The sequence below is a fragment of the Klebsiella sp. JN_Kp121 genome (assembly GCF_040062145.1).
Taxonomy (GTDB): Bacteria; Pseudomonadota; Gammaproteobacteria; order Enterobacterales; family Enterobacteriaceae; genus Klebsiella; species Klebsiella aerogenes.
Map to the genome: position 1 here is coordinate 183960 of NZ_JBEAHX010000008.1, position 17626 is coordinate 201585.

General features: G+C 55.7%; 13 protein-coding genes. 6 read left to right on the plus strand and 7 right to left on the minus strand.

The features are described 5' to 3' along the window. Window positions 1-14: 14 nt before the first annotated feature. The 4 genes from hofC to nadC all read right to left on the minus strand — a co-directional run bounded on the left by hofC (window position 15) and on the right by nadC (window position 4111). Window positions 15-1220 (minus strand): protein transport protein HofC, encoded by a 1206-nt coding sequence (gene hofC / locus ABLU86_RS13905; protein ID WP_348796303.1) that lies wholly within the window; start codon window positions 1218-1220, stop codon window positions 15-17. After that, complete coding sequence (gene gspE, locus ABLU86_RS13910; RefSeq protein WP_032706646.1) at window positions 1210-2595, minus strand: type II secretion system protein GspE; 1386 nt, start codon at window positions 2593-2595, stop codon at window positions 1210-1212. Before gspE ends, hofC begins: the two co-directional genes overlap by 11 nt. A gap of 10 nt (window positions 2596-2605) precedes the next feature. Further along, entirely contained in the window at window positions 2606-3037 is a 432-nt protein-coding gene (ppdD, locus tag ABLU86_RS13915) for a prepilin peptidase-dependent pilin (protein WP_142689466.1), read from the minus strand. Between the two features lie 180 nt (window positions 3038-3217). Next, a complete protein-coding gene (nadC, locus tag ABLU86_RS13920) occupies window positions 3218-4111 on the minus strand; it encodes a carboxylating nicotinate-nucleotide diphosphorylase (RefSeq protein WP_348796302.1) in 894 nt (297 codons plus the stop codon). A 137-nt stretch (window positions 4112-4248) separates the two neighbouring features. Here nadC and ampD point away from each other — a divergent pair, with 137 nt between their 5' ends. Together ampD and ampE are read left to right on the plus strand one after the other, a co-directional pair. Continuing rightward, a complete protein-coding gene (gene ampD, locus ABLU86_RS13925; RefSeq protein WP_015704411.1) occupies window positions 4249-4812 on the plus strand; it encodes a 1,6-anhydro-N-acetylmuramyl-L-alanine amidase AmpD in 564 nt (187 codons plus the stop codon). Further along, entirely contained in the window at window positions 4809-5663 is an 855-nt protein-coding gene (ampE, locus tag ABLU86_RS13930; RefSeq protein WP_032709890.1) for a beta-lactamase regulator AmpE, read from the plus strand. Before ampD ends, ampE begins: the two co-directional genes overlap by 4 nt. 178 nt (window positions 5664-5841) lie before the next feature. On the opposite strand, the gene ABLU86_RS13935 is transcribed toward ampE, so the two are convergent. The 3 genes from ABLU86_RS13935 to aroP form a co-directional block, all read right to left on the minus strand. Beyond that, window positions 5842-6792, minus strand: a complete 951-nt coding sequence (locus ABLU86_RS13935) for a family 43 glycosylhydrolase (RefSeq protein WP_020079602.1) — start codon at window positions 6790-6792, stop codon at window positions 5842-5844. Continuing rightward, window positions 6792-8198, minus strand: a complete 1407-nt coding sequence (locus ABLU86_RS13940) for an MFS transporter (RefSeq protein WP_045411574.1) — start codon at window positions 8196-8198, stop codon at window positions 6792-6794. Before ABLU86_RS13940 ends, ABLU86_RS13935 begins: the two co-directional genes overlap by 1 nt. Window positions 8199-8369: 171 nt before the next feature. Further along, window positions 8370-9743 (minus strand): aromatic amino acid transporter AroP, encoded by a 1374-nt coding sequence (gene aroP / locus ABLU86_RS13945; protein ID WP_161801884.1) that lies wholly within the window; start codon window positions 9741-9743, stop codon window positions 8370-8372. A gap of 645 nt (window positions 9744-10388) precedes the next feature. On the opposite strand from aroP, the gene pdhR reads away from it, so the two are divergent. The 4 genes from pdhR (at window position 10389) to lpdA (ending at window position 17510) form a co-directional block, all read left to right on the plus strand. Further along, window positions 10389-11168: a pyruvate dehydrogenase complex transcriptional repressor PdhR gene (gene pdhR / locus ABLU86_RS13950; RefSeq protein WP_015368223.1), complete on the plus strand. Its 780-nt coding sequence runs from the start codon at window positions 10389-10391 to the stop codon at window positions 11166-11168. Between the two features lie 140 nt (window positions 11169-11308). Then, on the plus strand, window positions 11309-13972 hold the full coding sequence (aceE, locus tag ABLU86_RS13955) for a pyruvate dehydrogenase (acetyl-transferring), homodimeric type (protein ID WP_015368222.1): 2664 nt from the start codon (window positions 11309-11311) through the stop codon (window positions 13970-13972). 14 nt (window positions 13973-13986) lie between these two features. Continuing rightward, on the plus strand, window positions 13987-15879 hold the full coding sequence (gene aceF / locus ABLU86_RS13960) for a pyruvate dehydrogenase complex dihydrolipoyllysine-residue acetyltransferase (protein ID WP_015704415.1): 1893 nt from the start codon (window positions 13987-13989) through the stop codon (window positions 15877-15879). A 206-nt stretch (window positions 15880-16085) separates the two neighbouring features. Continuing rightward, window positions 16086-17510 (plus strand): dihydrolipoyl dehydrogenase, encoded by a 1425-nt coding sequence (gene lpdA, locus ABLU86_RS13965; protein WP_015368220.1) that lies wholly within the window; start codon window positions 16086-16088, stop codon window positions 17508-17510. The last annotated feature ends 116 nt before the right edge of the window (window positions 17511-17626 follow it).

Consider the following 17626-nt stretch of genomic DNA (forward strand, 5'->3'; position numbering starts at 1 on the left):
TCTGGCGCCAGCCATTAACTCCCCATTGTGCCCAGCGCGTCCCCCAGATGAAAAACAGGTAGGTACATCGCTACCACCAGCACACCGACGATCGTTCCGGTCACCACCAGCAGTATTGGCTCCAGCAGCGTCGCCAGATTATCCGCCTGCTGATGAGTTTGCTCGCTATGATGGCGCGCCAGGTTATCGAGCATCGTATCCAGCGCTCCTGATGCCTCGCCGGTACGAATGAGCTGCAGGCACAGCGAGGTAAATCCGCCACAATTCGTCAGCGCCTGCCAGATTGGTTGGCCATGGATAATCTCTGCGCGCGCCTGTGCAATCCGCTGCCGCCACAGCGGGCAGCCCACGGTTTCCTCGACGCTCTCCAGCCCCTGGACAAAGCTTATACCCGCGCTTTGTGTCAGTGAAAGAATGGTAAATATCTGGCTCAGTTGCTGACCGTTGATCAGCCGACCCGCTATTGGAATCGCGTGAAATAATCTTTGCCTTAACAGCAGCCAGCGTGGCCGACGCCGGGCTAGCCGGTTGAGAAAAAGTAGAATAGCAAAAAGAGGCGGCAGCAACGGCCAGTAGCGGGCCAACGCATCGCCAAGGTGAATGACCATTTGCGTCAGCAAGGGGAGCGGCGTGTTGAAGGTCCGATAGGTGGCGGTAAATTCGGGCAGAACGAAAAACAGCATCGCCACGACCAGCGCCAGCGCTAATGTCAGGATAACGATCGGATAGCGCAGCGCCTTCTTTACCTTTTCTGTCAGACGCTGTTGTTCTTGCTGCTGTTGCGCGAGTTGAAAGCAGCAGCGTTCCAGCTTACCGGTGAGCTCGCCGGTGCGGATCATCGCCAGATAGAGCGGGGGGAAGACCTGCGGCCATTGCGCCAGGCCGCTGGAGAGAGAAACGCCATTTGCCAGTTCCTGCGCCAGCACTCGTAGCAACGCCTGCCACTGTTTGTGCGGCTGTTGTTGGGCCAGCAGCTCCAGCCCTTCAGCCAGCGGTAAACCAGCCTGCAGCAGCGTGGCAAGCTGGCGGATAACCTCACCGCTGTAGCGCGGGCGCCACAGCGAATTCTGTACCGTTTTACGCCGCAGCTCCAGCGGCAGGATCCGCTGCTGTTCCAGTGATGCCAGCGCCTGCGCGCGCGTCTCGTGCCACAGGACGCCCTCACACTGCATTCCTTGCTTATCTATCCCCCGCCACTGCCAAAGCTGCTTAGTCGCCATGCTGGATCCCCAGCACTCGGATAATCTCTTCAAGAGTGGTTAATCCACGCTCCACCGCTTCACAGCCGCTTTCAAACAGCGTCATCATGCCGGCTTCGCGGGCCAGCGTTTCGATTTCCGCCGCGCTGAGATCGCGATTAATGGCCTGACGCAGCGCGCTATCCACCGGCAGCAGTTCGAATAAGGCCAGGCGGCCGTAGTAACCGTGGTAGCACTGTGGGCAGCCAACCGCCAGCCAGCCGGGTAATGGGCGTGGCCAAAGACTGTGCGGCACCTCGGTAGGGCGGCCGCCATCGCGCCGGCAGTGGGGACACAGTTTTCGCACCAGCCGCTGGGCGACCACCAGCGATAGCGCCGAGGAGATCATCCAGCGCGCTACGCCCATTTGTTGCAGGCGAATTAACGTTTCGCTGGTGGAGTTAGTATGCAATGTAGAGAGCACCAGATGCCCGGTTTGTGCGGCTTTAATGGCGATTTCCGCGGTTTCGGCATCGCGAATTTCTCCGACCATGACGATATCCGGATCCTGACGCAGCAGCGCCCGCAGGACGCTCTGGAAGGTAAGCCCGGATCGCGGGTTGATCTGCGTTTGGTTGAGCCCGGTAAGCGGGATCTCCAGCGGATCTTCCACGCTGCAGATATTGACCTCTTCGCGGTTTCGCGCCTGCAGCGCGCTGTACAGGGTGACGGTTTTGCCACTCCCCGTAGGCCCGGTAACCAGTAGCAACCCCTGCGGCTGGTTCAATGCGGCGCGGAAAAAAGCAAGCTGACGAGAGGAGAGCCCCAGAGCTTCCAGATCCAGCGCCTGCTCCACCTGGTGTAATAAACGCAGGACGATTTTCTCCCCGCCGCGGCAGGGGAGGGTTGCAATGCGAAAGGAGACCGTGCGCCCGGTAAGCGTCAGAGTGAACTGTCCATCCTGCGGTAGACGATGCTCGGCAATATCGAGGTTGCCCAGCACCTTAAGCCGTGCGGCTATTGGCGCAGCCAGCGCGGCCTCAAGTAACGGTAGAGCATGCAACACGCCATCGACACGCAGGCGTATCCGCAGCTGATTTTCCGCCGGCTCAATATGGATATCAGAGGCTCGCTGGCGCAGCGCCTGCTCCAGAATTTGATTCAGTAGATCGGTTACGCCCTGGGGGTTACCCGTGGCGGAGTCTGCTGCTGACCGCGGTGCCTCATGCTGATGCTTATCCATCCGCTCCTGGCTCCAGCATTCAATATCGATGCGCTTTTGGGTAGCGAAGCGCAGCGCTTCCATCAGTTCTGGCGACGGCGTATCCACAACGGCGATAACAATGGTCTGCTCGTCGCTCTTCAACAACAGTGCGTGATGGCGCTGACAGAGTGAGAGTAGCTGTTCGGTTTTCATGGCTGTCACCTCAGTTAAAGCGGAAGACATCTTCGCAGGCCTGCTTTAACGCGCTGTCATCGCCGATGGCGCAGACGCGCTGCCAACCGGTGATACCGTTGGCGTTATCCCAGGAAGGGGTCAGGGTGACGGCCAGGCCGTTAAGGCTCTCCTGCCCGGTCAGCGTGACCATCCCCTGGGCGACGCTCATCGCCGATACATAGCGGGTAGTCGACGGTGAAGGGATTCCGTTACTGCCGCCATCGCAGCTGGTTAGTCCGCCGTGGTCCAACGCGCACAGCTCTATTGCCGTGCGGTAGGGCACAAAGGTTTGCAGCATATCGGTGAGGGCGGCTTTGCGTAGGTAGTTTTGGTAGGCAGGGATGCCGATGGCGCTGAGGATGGCGATAATGCCGATAACCACCATTAATTCGATCAGGGTAAAACCACGTTGCTTATCCATAAGTCACTCCTTGTTGGTTGTGGGGTGACTTTGGCGCGATTACGTCGCGGCGGCGAGGAGGAAAAATACGCTTAGGATGCAGGCATCCAGCTTTTCGGTAGCGCTTTCAAAGATGCACGGGAAGCGTGCGAGGCGTCTCGCAAAAATAACCCCGATACCCGGCGGATATCGGGGAGAGAATTAACGAAAACGCATGGACAGGTCGAGGGCCCGTACGTGCTTGGTGAGTGCGCCGACGGAAATATAGTCAACGCCGGTTTCCGCGAATTCGCGAATGGTATCGAAGGTAACGTTGCCGGAGACTTCCAGCGCCGCCTGGCCATTGGTACGTTTTACCGCCTCGCGCATCAGGTCGGTGGTGAAATTGTCGAGCATGATGATATCAGCGCCGGCTTTTAACGCTTCGTCCAGCTCATCCAGGGTTTCGACTTCGACTTCCACCGGTACATCCGGGTGCAGCCAGAAGGCTTTTTCCACCGCCTGGCGTACCGAACCGGAGGCGATGATGTGGTTTTCTTTGATCAGGAAAGCGTCGAAGAGGCCCAGACGGTGGTTCGCGCCGCCGCCGCACAGCACCGCATACTTCAACGCGGTGCGCAGGCCTGGTAACGTTTTACGCGTATCAAGCAGTTGCGTTTTGGTGCCTTTGAGCAGGTCGACGTAGCGGCGTACTTCGCTTGCTACCCCGGAGAGGGTCTGCACGAAATTCAGCGCGGTGCGTTCGCCGGTCAGCAGCACCCGCGACGGCCCGTCCAGTTCGAACAGCGGCTGATCGGCTTTTACCGTATCGCCGTCAGCCACGTGCCAGGTGATGCGGACATCGTCGGCGGCAAGCTGAATGAAAACTTCTTCTACCCAACGCTTACCGCAGAATACCCCATCTTCGCGGGTGATAACGACGGCGTGAGAGCGCGCGTCCGATGGCAATAATTGCGCGCTAATATCGTTGTTAGCGTCAACTTCGCCGCCCAGATCTTCGCGTAGTGATTGCGCGACGGCGTCGGTAATATCGAGATTAATACGTTCCAGCAGCGCGTCACGGCGGCGGTCGGGGCTGTAGCGACGAGGCGTCATGATAAAGCTCCAGATAGATAAGATTCAGAAGTGGGAAACATGCTAACCTGAACCACGTTTCTGTACCACTCATACCCAATGGATTTCGCGTCGCCTGTGGGGCCGCCGGGATCCACGTTTGCGAAAGGAGATTCCCCATGCAGTTGAATGGCGGATGGCTGGTGGGCGCGCGTCGGGTGCCTTCGCCGCATCACGATTGCCGCCCGGACGATGAAAACCCTTCTTTACTGGTGGTACATAATATCAGCCTGCCGCCGGGGGAGTTTGGCGGCCCGTGGATTGACGCGCTATTTACCGGTACATTGGATGCCGACGCGCATCCTTACTTCGCCGGGATTGCTCATCTGCGCGTTTCGGCGCATTGTCTGATTCGCCGCGATGGCGAGATAGTCCAGTATGTACCCTTTGATAAGCGCGCATGGCATGCGGGCGTCTCCAGCTATCACGGCCGTGAGCGCTGCAATGATTTTTCGATCGGCATTGAGCTGGAAGGGACGGATACTCAGGCCTACACCGAGGCGCAGTACCAGCAGTTAGTGGTGATTACCCAGGCGCTCATCCAGCGTTATCCTGGTATTGCTGATAATATTACCGGCCATTGCGATATCGCGCCGATACGTAAAACGGATCCCGGCCCGGCCTTTGATTGGGCAAAATACCGCGGTATGTTGGCCGCATCGTCACATAAGGAGATACCATGACGTTGTTTACTACGCTGCTGGTTCTCATCGCCGAGCGTCTGTTCAAGCTTGGCGAGCACTGGCAGCTCGATCATCGCCTGGAGGTACTGTTCCGCCGCGTGAGGCATTTCTCGCTGTTCGGCACCGTGCTGATGACCGTCGTCGCGGTGGCGGTGGTGTACGTTATTCAACGCCTGCTACAGGGGCAGCTATTTAACGTACCGCTGCTGGTGTTCTGGATTTTGCTTGGCCTGCTGTGCATTGGCGCGGGCAAGGTGCGCCTGCATTATCATGCCTATCTGAAGGCGGCGGCGAACAACGATAGCCACGCCTGCGATTCTATGGCCAGCGAACTAACGCTTATTCACGGCGTGCCGCCGGGCTGCGATCGTCAGGAGTATCTCCGCGAGCTGCAAAACGCACTGCTATGGATCAACTATCGCTACTATCTCGCGCCGCTGTTCTGGCTGGTGGTCGGCGGCCCGTGGGGGCTGTTGACGCTAACCGCTTATAGCGTCCTGCGCGCCTGGCAGACCTGGCTTGCGCGCTATCAGACGCCGCGCCATCGTTTACAGTCCGGCATTGACGGTATTCTGCATATTGTCGATTGGGTGCCGGTGCGCCTGGTTGGCGTGGTATACGCGCTGCTGGGGCACGGCGAAAAAGCGCTGCCTGCGTGGTTTGCCTCGCTAGGCGATCGTCACTCTTCACAGTATCAGGTATTAACTCGTCTGGCCCAGTTCTCATTGGCCCGCGAGCCGCACGTCGATGCGGTTGAGACGCCAAAAGCGGCGGTTTCCATGGCGAAGAAAACCTCGCTGGTGGTGGTGGTGATTATGGCGCTGCTGACCATCTACGGAACGTTGATTTAACGGCCCGAAGCCTGGCGCTGCTAGGCTTGGCGCACTCATGTCGCCGGATGGCGCTGCGCTTATCCGGCCTACGGTCCGCGGCCCGGTAAGCGCAGAAGTGGTAGCCCTGCTAAGCGCAGCGCAAGCAGGGAAAATCCCAGTGGTGGCGTTGGATCCCGGACGGCTCGCTGTTCACTCGCTACAGCGTATCAGCAGGGGGGATGCCGAAGTCGGGCATCCCGTTTTCTTGCCAGCGCACTAACTTCAGCCGGGTGTGACGGTTAGGATCGTACAGCGGGTCGCCTTCGATTTCGGTGTAGTTGCGCGCGTGGTACACCAGCACATCTTCCCCCTCCGGCGTTTGCGTAAAGCTATTGTGGCCGGGACCATACTGGCGGTTTTCGTAGCTGGTGCGAAATACCGGCTGCGGGGATTTGTGCCAGTTAGCCGGCTGTAGCGGATCGGCCTGAATATCTATCCATAATAATCCCATGCAGTAGTTTTCATCGGTCGCGCTGGCGGAATAGCTGATAAACAGCTTATCGCCGTGTACCAGCACCGCAGGCCCCTCATTGACCATAAATCCCCGGCATTCCCAGGCAAACTCCGGCTTACTCAGCATGATCGGCGCGCCTTTTAGCGTCCACGGGTTTTCCAGCTCCGCCAGATAGAGATTGGTATTGCCGGCGATCTGCGGGTCTTTCTGCGCCCATAAATACCAGCGTTTCCCTTGATGGCAGAAAGTGGTGGCATCGAGGGCGAAGGTATCGAACGGGGTGATAATTTGCCCTTTTTCCTGCCAGCGGCCGCTGAGCGGATCGCTGTCGGTACACTCAAGGGCGAACATCCGGTGCTGGAACATCCCCTGGGCGTCGAGGTCATGGGTCGGGGCGGCGGCGAAATAGATATACCACTTGCCGTCGATGTGGTGGAGCTCCGGCGCCCAAATCAGCTGGCTCATCGGACCGCTTTGCGGCTTGCGCCAGACGGTCACCGGCTCGGCTTCACGCAGGCCTTCCAGCGTGGCGGCACGGCGAATCTCCAGCCGATCGTATTCCGGCACGGAGGCAATAAAATAGTAGCTGTCGTGATGGCGCAGGATAAAAGGGTCCGCGCGTTGTTCAATAAAGGGATTCGGCCAGTTGTTCATCAGGCTTTCCTTACGTGTTCACTGGTTTTCAATTCCTGGAGTTCATTCAGTTCGCTGTAGTTACTGCGGCGTTTTTCCAGATCGCTCTGGATTTGGCGCATCAGATCACGGTCAACTTTCAACAGGCGTACGACGCCTGCGGTAATCAGGTAGCCAACGCCGGGGATCACTGAGAACAGCAGTACGATACCGTTTAGCGCCGAGGCGCTTTGCTGCTTCGCGCCGGCATCGTAGCCGTACCACGACAGCAGGAAACCCACCATGGCCCCGGCGACCGCCAGCCCCACTTTCAGGAAGAACAGGTTACCGGAGAAGCTGATGCCGGTGATCCGTTTACCGGTTTTCCACTCGCCGTAGTCATCAACGTCGGACATCAGCGACCAGTGCAGCGGCGACGGGATTTGATGCAGGATATTGAGCAGGAAGTAGAGCACCAGAATCAGCGTTGTAGCATGCGGATTAAAGAAGTAGAACGCGCAGGAGAAGACAGCCAGTACAATGTTGGTCCAGAAAAAGACCTGCAGTTTACACCAGCGGTCGGTCAGCACTTTCGCCAGCATGCTGCCGATCATCATGCCGACCACGCCAAGGCTGATAAACAGGGTGGCGAAGTGGGTGCTTTGCCCCATCACCCAGGTGACGTAGTACATGGTGGCGGCCATGCGGATAAAGCCGGGGCAAACGTTGCACAGGGTTAAGAGCAAAATGCGAACCCACTGGTCGTTTTTCCACACGTCCTTGAGATCTTTTTTCAGCTCATCGTTGGTTTGGACCGCCGGGCGGATGCGCTCGCGTACTGTGGCGAAGCAGAACAAAAACATACACATGCCGATGAACGCCAATACGGTCATCGCCATTTGATAACCTTTGGCTTTATCAGCGCCGCCGAACCACTCCGCCATAGGCAGCAGAGTCAGCGAGAGCAGAAGCGTCGCGATACCGACCAGCACAAAGCGGTATGACTGGCAGGCGACACGTTCTTGCGGGTCGGATGTCATCACCGTCCCCAAAGAGCAGTAGGGGATGTTAATCGCGGTATAGGTTATCGACAGCAGGAAGTAAGTGACGAAGGCATAGATAACCTTGCTGTTGTAGGTCCATTCCGGGGTGGTGAACATCAGCACGCTGAACAGGGCGTAGGGGAAGGCCATCCACAGCAGCCATGGGCGAAAGCGGCCATATTTACTGCGAGTGCGGTCGGCCATCGCCCCCATGATCGGGTCGGTGACGGCGTCGATGACGCGCACCGAAAGCAGCAACACCCCAACCAGCGCCGGGGCAAGACCAAAAATATCCGTATAAAAATAGTTAACGAACAACATGATGGCGCCAAAGATAATGTTACATCCGGCATCGCCCATCCCGTAGCCAATCTTTTCTTTCAGCGAAAGTTTATTGCCTGTCATCCTGGAACTCTCCATTGCAGTCTGGAGAGAATTATTGGTCTTAGCGTCGGGAATTACGTTGCAGTAATCCGTCATCGATATGGATAAAACTGTTACAGGAAGGAAAGTGTGAAGCAGATAACAATGCGCCGTGCCCGTCGCTAAAGGACGGACACGGCGTGACGAGATGTATTATTGTGCTTTTACGACGCCGGCGCTTTTCTGTTTAAACAGATAGCCAACGCCGAGAACGGCAATCCATACCGGTATCAGCCACACCGAAATCGCCATCCCCGGGGTCATCAGCATGATGGCCAGTACCGCGACCATAAACAGCAGGCATACCCAGTTACCCAACGGGTAGAACAGCGCCGGGAAACGTGTTTTCACGCCTTCCTGCTGCTTGGCGCGACGGAATTTGATGTGCGCGAGGCTAATCATCGCCCAGTTAATCACTAGCGCGGAGACAACCAGCGCCATCAGCAGTCCGAACGCCGATTCCGGCGCCAGGTAGTTGATCAGCACGCACAGCGCGGTGACTACGGCGGATACCATAATGGTGTTGACCGGTACGCCGCGTTTATCGAGGGTCAGCAGCGCTTTCGGCGCATTACCCTGCTGCGCCAGGCCGAACAGCATACGGCTGTTACAGTATACGCAGCTGTTGTAAACCGAGAGCGCGGCGGTCAGCACTACGATGTTGAGGGCGTTTGCCACCAGCGTGTCGCCGAGTTCGTGGAAGATCAGGACGAACGGGCTGGTATCGGCGGTGACGCGCGTCCACGGCAGCAGTGAGAGCAGCACGGCCAGGGAGCCTACATAGAAAATAAGGATACGGTAGATAACCTGGTTAGTGGCTTTCGGGATGCTCTTTTCCGGGTTGTCCGCTTCCGCCGCGGTGATACCCACCAGTTCCAGGCCGCCGAAGGAGAACATAATGATCGCCATCATCATTACCAGCCCGGTGAAGCCGTGCGGCAGGAAACCGCCCTGATCCCACAGGTTACTGACCGTCGCCTGCGGGCCGCCGTTGCCGCTGAACAACAACCAGGCGCCGAACAGAATCATGGCCACTACCGCGACGACTTTAATAATCGCGAACCAGAACTCCATTTCGCCGAACACTTTTACGTTGGTCAGGTTAATGGCGTTAATGGCGATGAAGAAGACCGCCGCGGAGGCCCAGGTAGGGATTTCCGGCCACCAGAACTGGATATATTTGCCCACGGCGGTCAGCTCCGCCATGGCGACAAGCACATACAGCACCCAATAGTTCCAGCCGGAGGCAAAGCCGGCAAAGCCGCCCCAGTATTTATAAGCAAAATGGCTGAATGAACCGGCCACCGGTTCTTCGACGACCATCTCGCCGAGTTGACGCATGATCAGGAAGGCGATAAACCCGGCGATAGCGTAGCCGAGAATAATACCAGGACCTGCAGATTGAATCACTGACGCACTACCCAGGAATAAGCCCGTACCAATAGCGCCTCCTAGCGCAATGAGCTGTATATGGCGGTTCTTCAAGCCGCGCTTGAGTCGATCGCCATGCTGTTGACCTTCCATCATGAAACCTCGTGTGTGGTTATTATGTTTATACGCTTCATCCTTCAGGTTGCTGCTTTGCTGTCCGTCTCTGCCAAATAGCATAGTTAGCTAATTTCAAGGTGTTTGAGGCCAGTTTTTACCCGAGTGACGCAACGCACACATTGTTGTGTTTGTGTAATTATGAAATTCCATTTTTGTATTGATTTCTTTACGGAAAGCAAAGCGGAAATTCCCTCAAAGACCTTTCGCCTGATGCAGAATAATGGTAAGGGCGTGCGAATGCACCTGCTTTATGAAGGGATGATGACGGAACGAACAAAAAGACACCGTTTGTCATTTTTTCTTACCACCGCCACCGCTACCCTTTATTGGTTATCTATTCACTTTATTGGTTTATAAATGCACTTTTTCGCTTCTTGAATCGGTTCAGAAAGCGTAATTTTTCGTTTATATAAAGTTAATGCTACCCCTTGCTGGGTAAATGTAAGTTTTGTGCAAGGTTACATTTCTGAAACGTTATTTCTGTAAGGTTGTTAAAAAAGGCCAGGTTTACTGATTTCAATCAAAACCTGTATGGACAGGAGGTGAATACTTTGTTACTTTAGCGCTACGAACTTTAAATTGGTAAGACCAATTGACTCCGGGCGAATGGCAGAGACAGGGAATATGGCCTACAGCAAGATCCGCCAACCAAAACTTTCTGATGTGATAGAGCAGCAGCTGGAGTTTCTGATTCTTGAGGGGACGTTGCGCCCCGGTGAAAAACTCCCGCCTGAACGCGAACTGGCAAAACAGTTCGACGTTTCCCGTCCCTCGCTCCGTGAGGCGATTCAACGCCTCGAAGCCAAGGGCCTGTTGCTTCGTCGCCAGGGCGGTGGAACCTTTGTACAAAGCAGCCTGTGGCAGAGCTTTAGCGACCCGTTGGTCGAGCTCCTGTCCGACCACCCTGAATCCCAATTCGATTTGCTGGAAACCCGTCACGCGCTGGAAGGCATCGCGGCTTATTACGCGGCGCTGCGCAGCAATGATGAAGATCGCGACCGTATTCGCGAGCTGCATCAAGCCATTGAGCGGGCCCAACAGTCCGGCGATCTCGACGCCGAATCCGGCGCTGTCGTCCAGTACCAAATCGCCGTCACCGAAGCGGCGCACAATGTGGTGTTGCTCCATCTGCTAAGGTGTATGGAGCCGATGCTGGCACAAAACGTTCGTCAGAACTTTGAATTGCTGTATGCCCGCCGGGAAATGCTCCCGTTGGTCAGCAACCATCGTACTCGCATTTTCGAGGCGATAATGGCCGGGGAGCCGGAGCAGGCGCGTGAGGCGTCGCACCGTCACCTGGCGTTCATTGAGGAAATTTTGCTGGATCGTAGCCGTGAACAGAGTCGTAGAGAACGTTCACTGCGTCGTTTACAGCAACGAAAGGACGAGAACTCCGGTTCTTAAGCGCCATTTTTTAGAGCGCGGCAACTAAACGCAGAACCTGTCTTATTGAATTCTTGGTTGTTCATCAGAGTGAAACGCTAAAGAGTTCAATGGGACAGGTTCCAGTTAAATCAACGATTAGATAGATAAGGAATACCCCCATGTCAGAACGTTTCCAGAATGACGTGGATCCGATCGAAACTCGCGACTGGCAACAGGCGATCGAATCGGTCATCCGTGAAGAAGGTGTTGAGCGTGCTCAGTATCTGATCGACCAGCTTCTTTCTGAGGCCCGCAAAGGCGGCGTGAAAGTAGCGGCCGGTGCGGCAGCGCATAATTACGTCAACACTATTGCCGTTGAAGATGAACCGGAATACCCGGGCAATCTGGAGCTGGAACGCCGTATTCGTTCAGCGATCCGTTGGAACGCCATCATGACCGTTCTGCGCGCATCGAAGAAAGATCTGGAGCTGGGTGGCCACATGGCATCCTACCAGTCTTCCGCTACCTTCTACGAAGTTTGCTTCAACCACTTCTTCCGTGCGCGCACTGAGAAAGACGGCGGCGATCTGGTTTACTTCCAGGGCCACATCTCTCCGGGCGTATATGCACGTGCCTTCCTGGAAGGTCGTCTGACTGAAGAGCAGATGAACAACTTCCGTCAGGAAGTTCACGGTAATGGTCTGTCCTCTTATCCGCACCCGAAACTGATGCCGGAATTCTGGCAGTTCCCGACCGTATCAATGGGTCTGGGGCCGTTGGGCGCAATCTATCAGGCTAAATTCCTGAAATATCTGGAACACCGTGGTCTGAAAGACACCTCTGCGCAAACCGTTTACGCCTTCCTGGGCGATGGCGAGATGGATGAGCCGGAATCTAAAGGCGCTATCACCATCGCGACCCGTGAAAAACTGGATAACCTGGTCTTCGTCATCAACTGCAACCTGCAGCGTCTGGACGGCCCGGTCACCGGTAACGGTAAAATCATTAACGAACTGGAAGGCATCTTCGGTGGTGCTGGCTGGAACGTTATCAAGGTTATCTGGGGCGGTCGTTGGGATGAGCTGCTGCGTAAAGACACCAGCGGTAAGCTGATTCAGCTGATGAACGAAACCGTTGACGGCGACTACCAGACCTTCAAATCCAAAGACGGCGCCTACGTTCGTGAGCACTTCTTCGGTAAATATCCGGAAACCGCCGCGCTGGTTGCCGACTGGACTGACGAGCAGATCTGGGCCCTGAACCGTGGCGGTCACGATCCGAAGAAAGTCTACGCTGCACTGAAAAAAGCGCAGGAAACCAAAGGCCAGCCGACTGTGATTCTGGCGCATACCATTAAAGGTTATGGTATGGGCGACACCGCGGAAGGTAAAAACATCGCGCACCAGGTTAAGAAAATGAACATGGACGGCGTTCGCTACGTCCGCGATCGTTTCAACGTGCCGGTGGCTGATGCCGATATCGAAAAACTGCCGTACGTGACCTTCCCGGAAGGTTCCGAAGAGCACACTTACCTGCACGCTCAACGTGAAAAGCTGAACGGCTACCTGCCGACTCGTCAGCCGAAATTCACTGAGAAACTGGAGCTGCCGACTCTGGCCGACTTCAGCGCGCTGCTGGAAGAGCAAAACAAAGAAATCTCTACCACTATCGCTTTCGTTCGTGCCCTGAACGTGATGCTGAAGAACAAGTCGATCAAAGATCGTCTGGTGCCGATCATCGCCGATGAAGCGCGTACTTTCGGTATGGAAGGTCTGTTCCGTCAGATCGGTATCTACAGCCCGAACGGCCAGCAGTACACCCCGCAGGACCGTGAGCAGGTTGCATACTACAAAGAAGACGAGAAAGGCCAGATTCTGCAGGAAGGTATTAACGAGCTGGGCGCAGGCGCATCCTGGCTGGCTGCTGCGACCTCCTACAGCACCAACGACCTGCCGATGATTCCGTTCTACATCTACTACTCGATGTTCGGCTTCCAGCGTATCGGCGATCTGTGCTGGGCGGCTGGCGATCAGCAGGCTCGCGGCTTCCTGATTGGCGGTACTTCCGGTCGTACTACGCTGAACGGCGAAGGTCTGCAGCACGAAGATGGTCACAGCCACATTCAGTCGCTGACTATCCCGAACTGTATCTCCTACGACCCGTCTTACGCGTACGAAGTCGCTGTCATCATGCATGACGGTCTGGTACGTATGTACGGCGAAGCGCAAGAGAACGTTTACTACTACATCACTACACTGAACGAAAACTACCACATGCCGGCCATGCCGGAAGGCGCCGAGGAAGGTATCCGTAAAGGTATCTACAAACTCGAAACCCTCGAAGGTAGCAAAGGTAAAGTTCAGCTGCTGGGCTCCGGTTCTATCCTGCGTCACGTTCGTGAAGCAGCGCAGATCCTGGCGAAAGATTACGGCGTAGGTTCTGACGTGTATAGCGTCACCTCCTTCACCGAACTGGCGCGTGATGGCCAGGATTGCGAACGCTGGAACATGCTGCACCCGCTGGAAACTCCGCGCGTACCGTACATCGCTCAGGTGATGAACGACGCTCCGGCTGTAGCATCCACTGACTATATGAAACTGTTCGCCGAGCAGGTTCGTACTTACGTACCGGCTGATGATTACCGCGTACTGGGTACCGATGGCTTCGGTCGTTCCGACAGCCGTGAAAACCTGCGTCACCACTTCGAAGTTGATGCTTCCTACGTGGTCGTTGCGGCGCTGGGCGAACTGGCTAAACGTGGTGAAATCGATAAGAAAGTTGTGGCTGACGCCATTGCTAAATTCGACATCGATGCAGAAAAAGTTAACCCGCGTCTGGCGTAAGAGGTAAGAGAATAATGGCTATCGAAATCAAAGTACCGGACATCGGGGCTGATGAAGTTGAAATCACCGAGATCCTGGTCAAAGTTGGCGACAAAGTTGAAGCTGAACAGTCGCTGATCACCGTAGAAGGCGACAAGGCCTCTATGGAAGTTCCGTCTCCGCAGGCTGGCGTCGTGAAAGAGATTAAAGTCTCCGTCGGCGACAAAACCGAGACTGGCAAACTGATCATGATTTTCGATTCCGCCGAAGGTGCAGCAGCCGCTGCACCTGCGCAGGAAGAGAAAGCGGCTGCTCCGGCACCGGCAGCAGCGCCGGCGGCAAGCGCAGCGAAAGAAGTTCACGTACCGGATATCGGCGGCGATGAAGTTGAAGTCACCGAGATCATGGTTAAAGTGGGCGACACTATTGCCGCTGAGCAATCCCTGATCACCGTCGAAGGCGACAAAGCTTCTATGGAAGTTCCGGCGCCGTTCGCGGGTACCGTTAAAGAGATCAAAATCAACACCGGCGACAAAGTGTCCACCGGCTCCCTGATCATGATCTTCGAAGTGGCGGGCGCTGCGCCTGCAGCCGCTCCGGCACAGGCTGCCGCTCCGGCTGCCGCGGCACCAGCTGCAGCGGCTGGCGTGAAAGACGTTAACGTACCGGATATCGGCGGCGACGAAGTTGAAGTTACCGAAGTGATGGTAAAAGTTGGCGATAAAGTGGCTGCTGAGCAGTCACTGATCACCGTCGAAGGCGACAAAGCTTCTATGGAAGTTCCGGCGCCGTTCGCGGGTACCGTTAAAGAGATCAAAATCAGCACCGGCGACAAAGTATCCACCGGCTCTCTGATCATGGTCTTCGAAGTGGAAGGCGCCGCGCCTGCTGCTGCTCCGGCTCAGGCCGCGGCACCGGCACCGGCTGCTGCACCTGCACCGGCTCAGAAAGCTGCCGCGCCGGCTGCGAAAGCAGAAGGTAAAACCGAATTCGCTGAAAACGAAGCTTACGTTCACGCGACTCCGCTGATTCGCCGCCTGGCGCGCGAGTTCGGCGTAAACCTGGCGAAAGTGAAAGGGACCGGCCGTAAAGGTCGTATCCTGCGCGAAGACGTTCAGGCTTACGTGAAAGAAGCGGTTAAACGCGCTGAATCCGCACCGGCTGCTGCCGCAGGCGGCGGTCTGCCGGGCATGCTGCCATGGCCGAAAGTTGACTTCAGCAAGTTTGGCGAAATCGAAGAAGTGGAACTGGGTCGTATCCAGAAAATCTCTGGCGCTAACCTGAGCCGTAACTGGGTGATGATCCCGCACGTTACGCACTTCGACAAAACCGATATCACCGATCTGGAAGCGTTCCGCAAGCAGCAGAATGCCGAAGCTGAGAAGCGCAAACTGGACGTGAAATTCACCCCAGTGGTCTTCATCATGAAAGCCGTTGCCGCTGCGCTTGAGCAGATGCCGCGCTTCAACAGCTCGCTGTCCGAAGACGGTCAGCGCCTGACGCTGAAGAAATACATCAACATCGGTGTGGCGGTTGATACTCCGAACGGTCTGGTGGTTCCGGTCTTTAAAGACGTGAACAAGAAGAGCATCACCGAGCTGTCTCGCGAGCTGACCACCATCTCGAAGAAAGCGCGCGATGGCAAGCTGACTGCTGGCGAAATGCAGGGCGGTTGCTTCACCATCTCCAGCATCGGCGGCCTGGGTACTACCCACTTCGCGCCGATTGTTAACGCGCCGGAAGTGGCCATCCTGGGCGTGTCTAAGTCCGCGATGGAGCCGGTATGGAATGGTAAAGAGTTCGTTCCGCGTCTGATGCTGCCGATCTCTCTGTCCTTCGACCACCGCGTCATCGACGGTGCTGATGGTGCCCGCTTCATTACCATCATTAACAACACCTTGAGCGACATTCGCCGCCTGGTGATGTAAGCGAAAAAGCCGGCCTGACGGCCGGCTTTTTTCTGATAACCTCAGGCTGTTGAGGATTATCAGCAACAAAGGACAAAATCGTTTGCCGTTTGTTGTTTAAAAATTGTTAACAATTTTGTAAAATACACGCGGATAGAACGTCCCGGTGGACTTGGGCGTAATAATAAAAGCGTCAGACCCGCCGGATATAAATTACAGAGGTCATGATGAGTACTGAAATCAAAACTCAGGTCGTGGTACTTGGGGCAGGTCCTGCAGGCTACTCTGCAGCCTTCCGTTGCGCTGATTTAGGTCTGGAAACCGTCATCGTAGAACGTTACAGCTCCCTGGGCGGTGTTTGCCTGAACGTGGGTTGTATCCCTTCTAAAGCACTGCTGCACGTTGCTAAAGTTATCGAAGAAGCGAAAGCGCTGGCCGAACACGGCATCGTTTTCGGCGAACCGAAAACCGACATTGACAAGATCCGCACCTGGAAAGAAAAAGTTATCACTCAGCTGACCGGTGGTCTGGCTGGCATGGCCAAAGGTCGTAAAGTGAAGGTGGTTAACGGTCTGGGTAAATTCACCGGCGCTAACACCCTGGAAGTTGAAGGCGAAAACGGCAAAACCGTGATTAACTTCGACAATGCGATCATCGCGGCGGGCTCCCGTCCGATTCAACTGCCGTTTATCCCGCATGAAGATCCGCGCGTTTGGGATTCCACCGACGCTCTGGAACTGAAATCTGTACCGAAACGCATGCTGGTTATGGGCGGCGGTATCATCGGTCTGGAAATGGGTACCGTATACCATGCGCTGGGTTCAGAGATTGACGTGGTTGAAATGTTCGACCAGGTTATCCCGGCTGCCGACAAAGACGTGGTTAAAGTCTTCACCAAGCGTATCAGCAAGAAATTCAACCTGATGCTGGAAACCAAAGTGACTGCCGTTGAAGCAAAAGAAGACGGTATTTACGTTTCCATGGAAGGCAAAAAAGCCCCGGCGGAAGCGCAGCGTTACGACGCGGTGCTGGTAGCTATCGGCCGCGTGCCGAATGGTAAAAACCTCGACGCAGGCAAAGCCGGCGTGGAAGTTGACGATCGCGGCTTCATTCGCGTTGACAAACAAATGCGCACCAACGTGCCGCACATCTTTGCTATCGGCGATATCGTCGGTCAGCCGATGCTGGCGCACAAAGGCGTACACGAAGGTCACGTTGCCGCAGAAGTTATCTCCGGCCTGAAACACTACTTCGATCCGAAAGTGATCCCGTCCATCGCCTACACCGAGCCAGAAGTGGCATGGGTTGGCCTGACTGAGAAAGAAGCGAAAGAGAAAGGCATCAGCTACGAAACCGCCACCTTCCCGTGGGCTGCTTCCGGCCGTGCTATCGCTTCCGACTGCGCAGACGGTATGACCAAACTGATCTTCGACAAAGAGACCCACCGTGTTATCGGCGGCGCGATTGTCGGCACCAACGGCGGCGAGCTGCTGGGTGAAATCGGTCTGGCTATCGAAATGGGCTGCGACGCTGAAGACATCGCGCTGACTATCCACGCTCACCCGACTCTGCATGAGTCCGTTGGCCTGGCGGCAGAAGTCTTCGAAGGTAGCATTACCGACCTGCCAAACGCGAAAGCGAAGAAAAAGTAACTTTTTCTTTCAGCTAAAATGCATAAGCGGCTCTAAGAGCCGCTTTTTTTATCGCTAATGTTTAGAACTATGTCCCTGTTCACAAACCGCTACACCTCATACATACTTTGAAAATA

Coding starts and splice junctions, on each gene's coding strand:
- gspE (WP_032706646.1), bottom strand. CDS start 2,595: ATGAAAACCGAACAGCTACTCTCACTCTGTCAGCGCCATCACGCACTG.
- aceE (WP_015368222.1), top strand. CDS start 11,309: ATGTCAGAACGTTTCCAGAATGACGTGGATCCGATCGAAACTCGCGAC.
- ampD (WP_015704411.1), top strand. CDS start 4,249: ATGCAGTTGAATGGCGGATGGCTGGTGGGCGCGCGTCGGGTGCCTTCG.
- ppdD (WP_142689466.1), bottom strand. CDS start 3,037: ATGGATAAGCAACGTGGTTTTACCCTGATCGAATTAATGGTGGTTATC.
- pdhR (WP_015368223.1), top strand. CDS start 10,389: ATGGCCTACAGCAAGATCCGCCAACCAAAACTTTCTGATGTGATAGAG.
- ABLU86_RS13940 (WP_045411574.1), bottom strand. CDS start 8,198: ATGACAGGCAATAAACTTTCGCTGAAAGAAAAGATTGGCTACGGGATG.
- ABLU86_RS13935 (WP_020079602.1), bottom strand. CDS start 6,792: ATGAACAACTGGCCGAATCCCTTTATTGAACAACGCGCGGACCCTTTT.
- ampE (WP_032709890.1), top strand. CDS start 4,809: ATGACGTTGTTTACTACGCTGCTGGTTCTCATCGCCGAGCGTCTGTTC.
- hofC (WP_348796303.1), bottom strand. CDS start 1,220: ATGGCGACTAAGCAGCTTTGGCAGTGGCGGGGGATAGATAAGCAAGGA.
- lpdA (WP_015368220.1), top strand. CDS start 16,086: ATGAGTACTGAAATCAAAACTCAGGTCGTGGTACTTGGGGCAGGTCCT.
- aroP (WP_161801884.1), bottom strand. CDS start 9,743: ATGATGGAAGGTCAACAGCATGGCGATCGACTCAAGCGCGGCTTGAAG.
- aceF (WP_015704415.1), top strand. CDS start 13,987: ATGGCTATCGAAATCAAAGTACCGGACATCGGGGCTGATGAAGTTGAA.
- nadC (WP_348796302.1), bottom strand. CDS start 4,111: ATGACGCCTCGTCGCTACAGCCCCGACCGCCGCCGTGACGCGCTGCTG.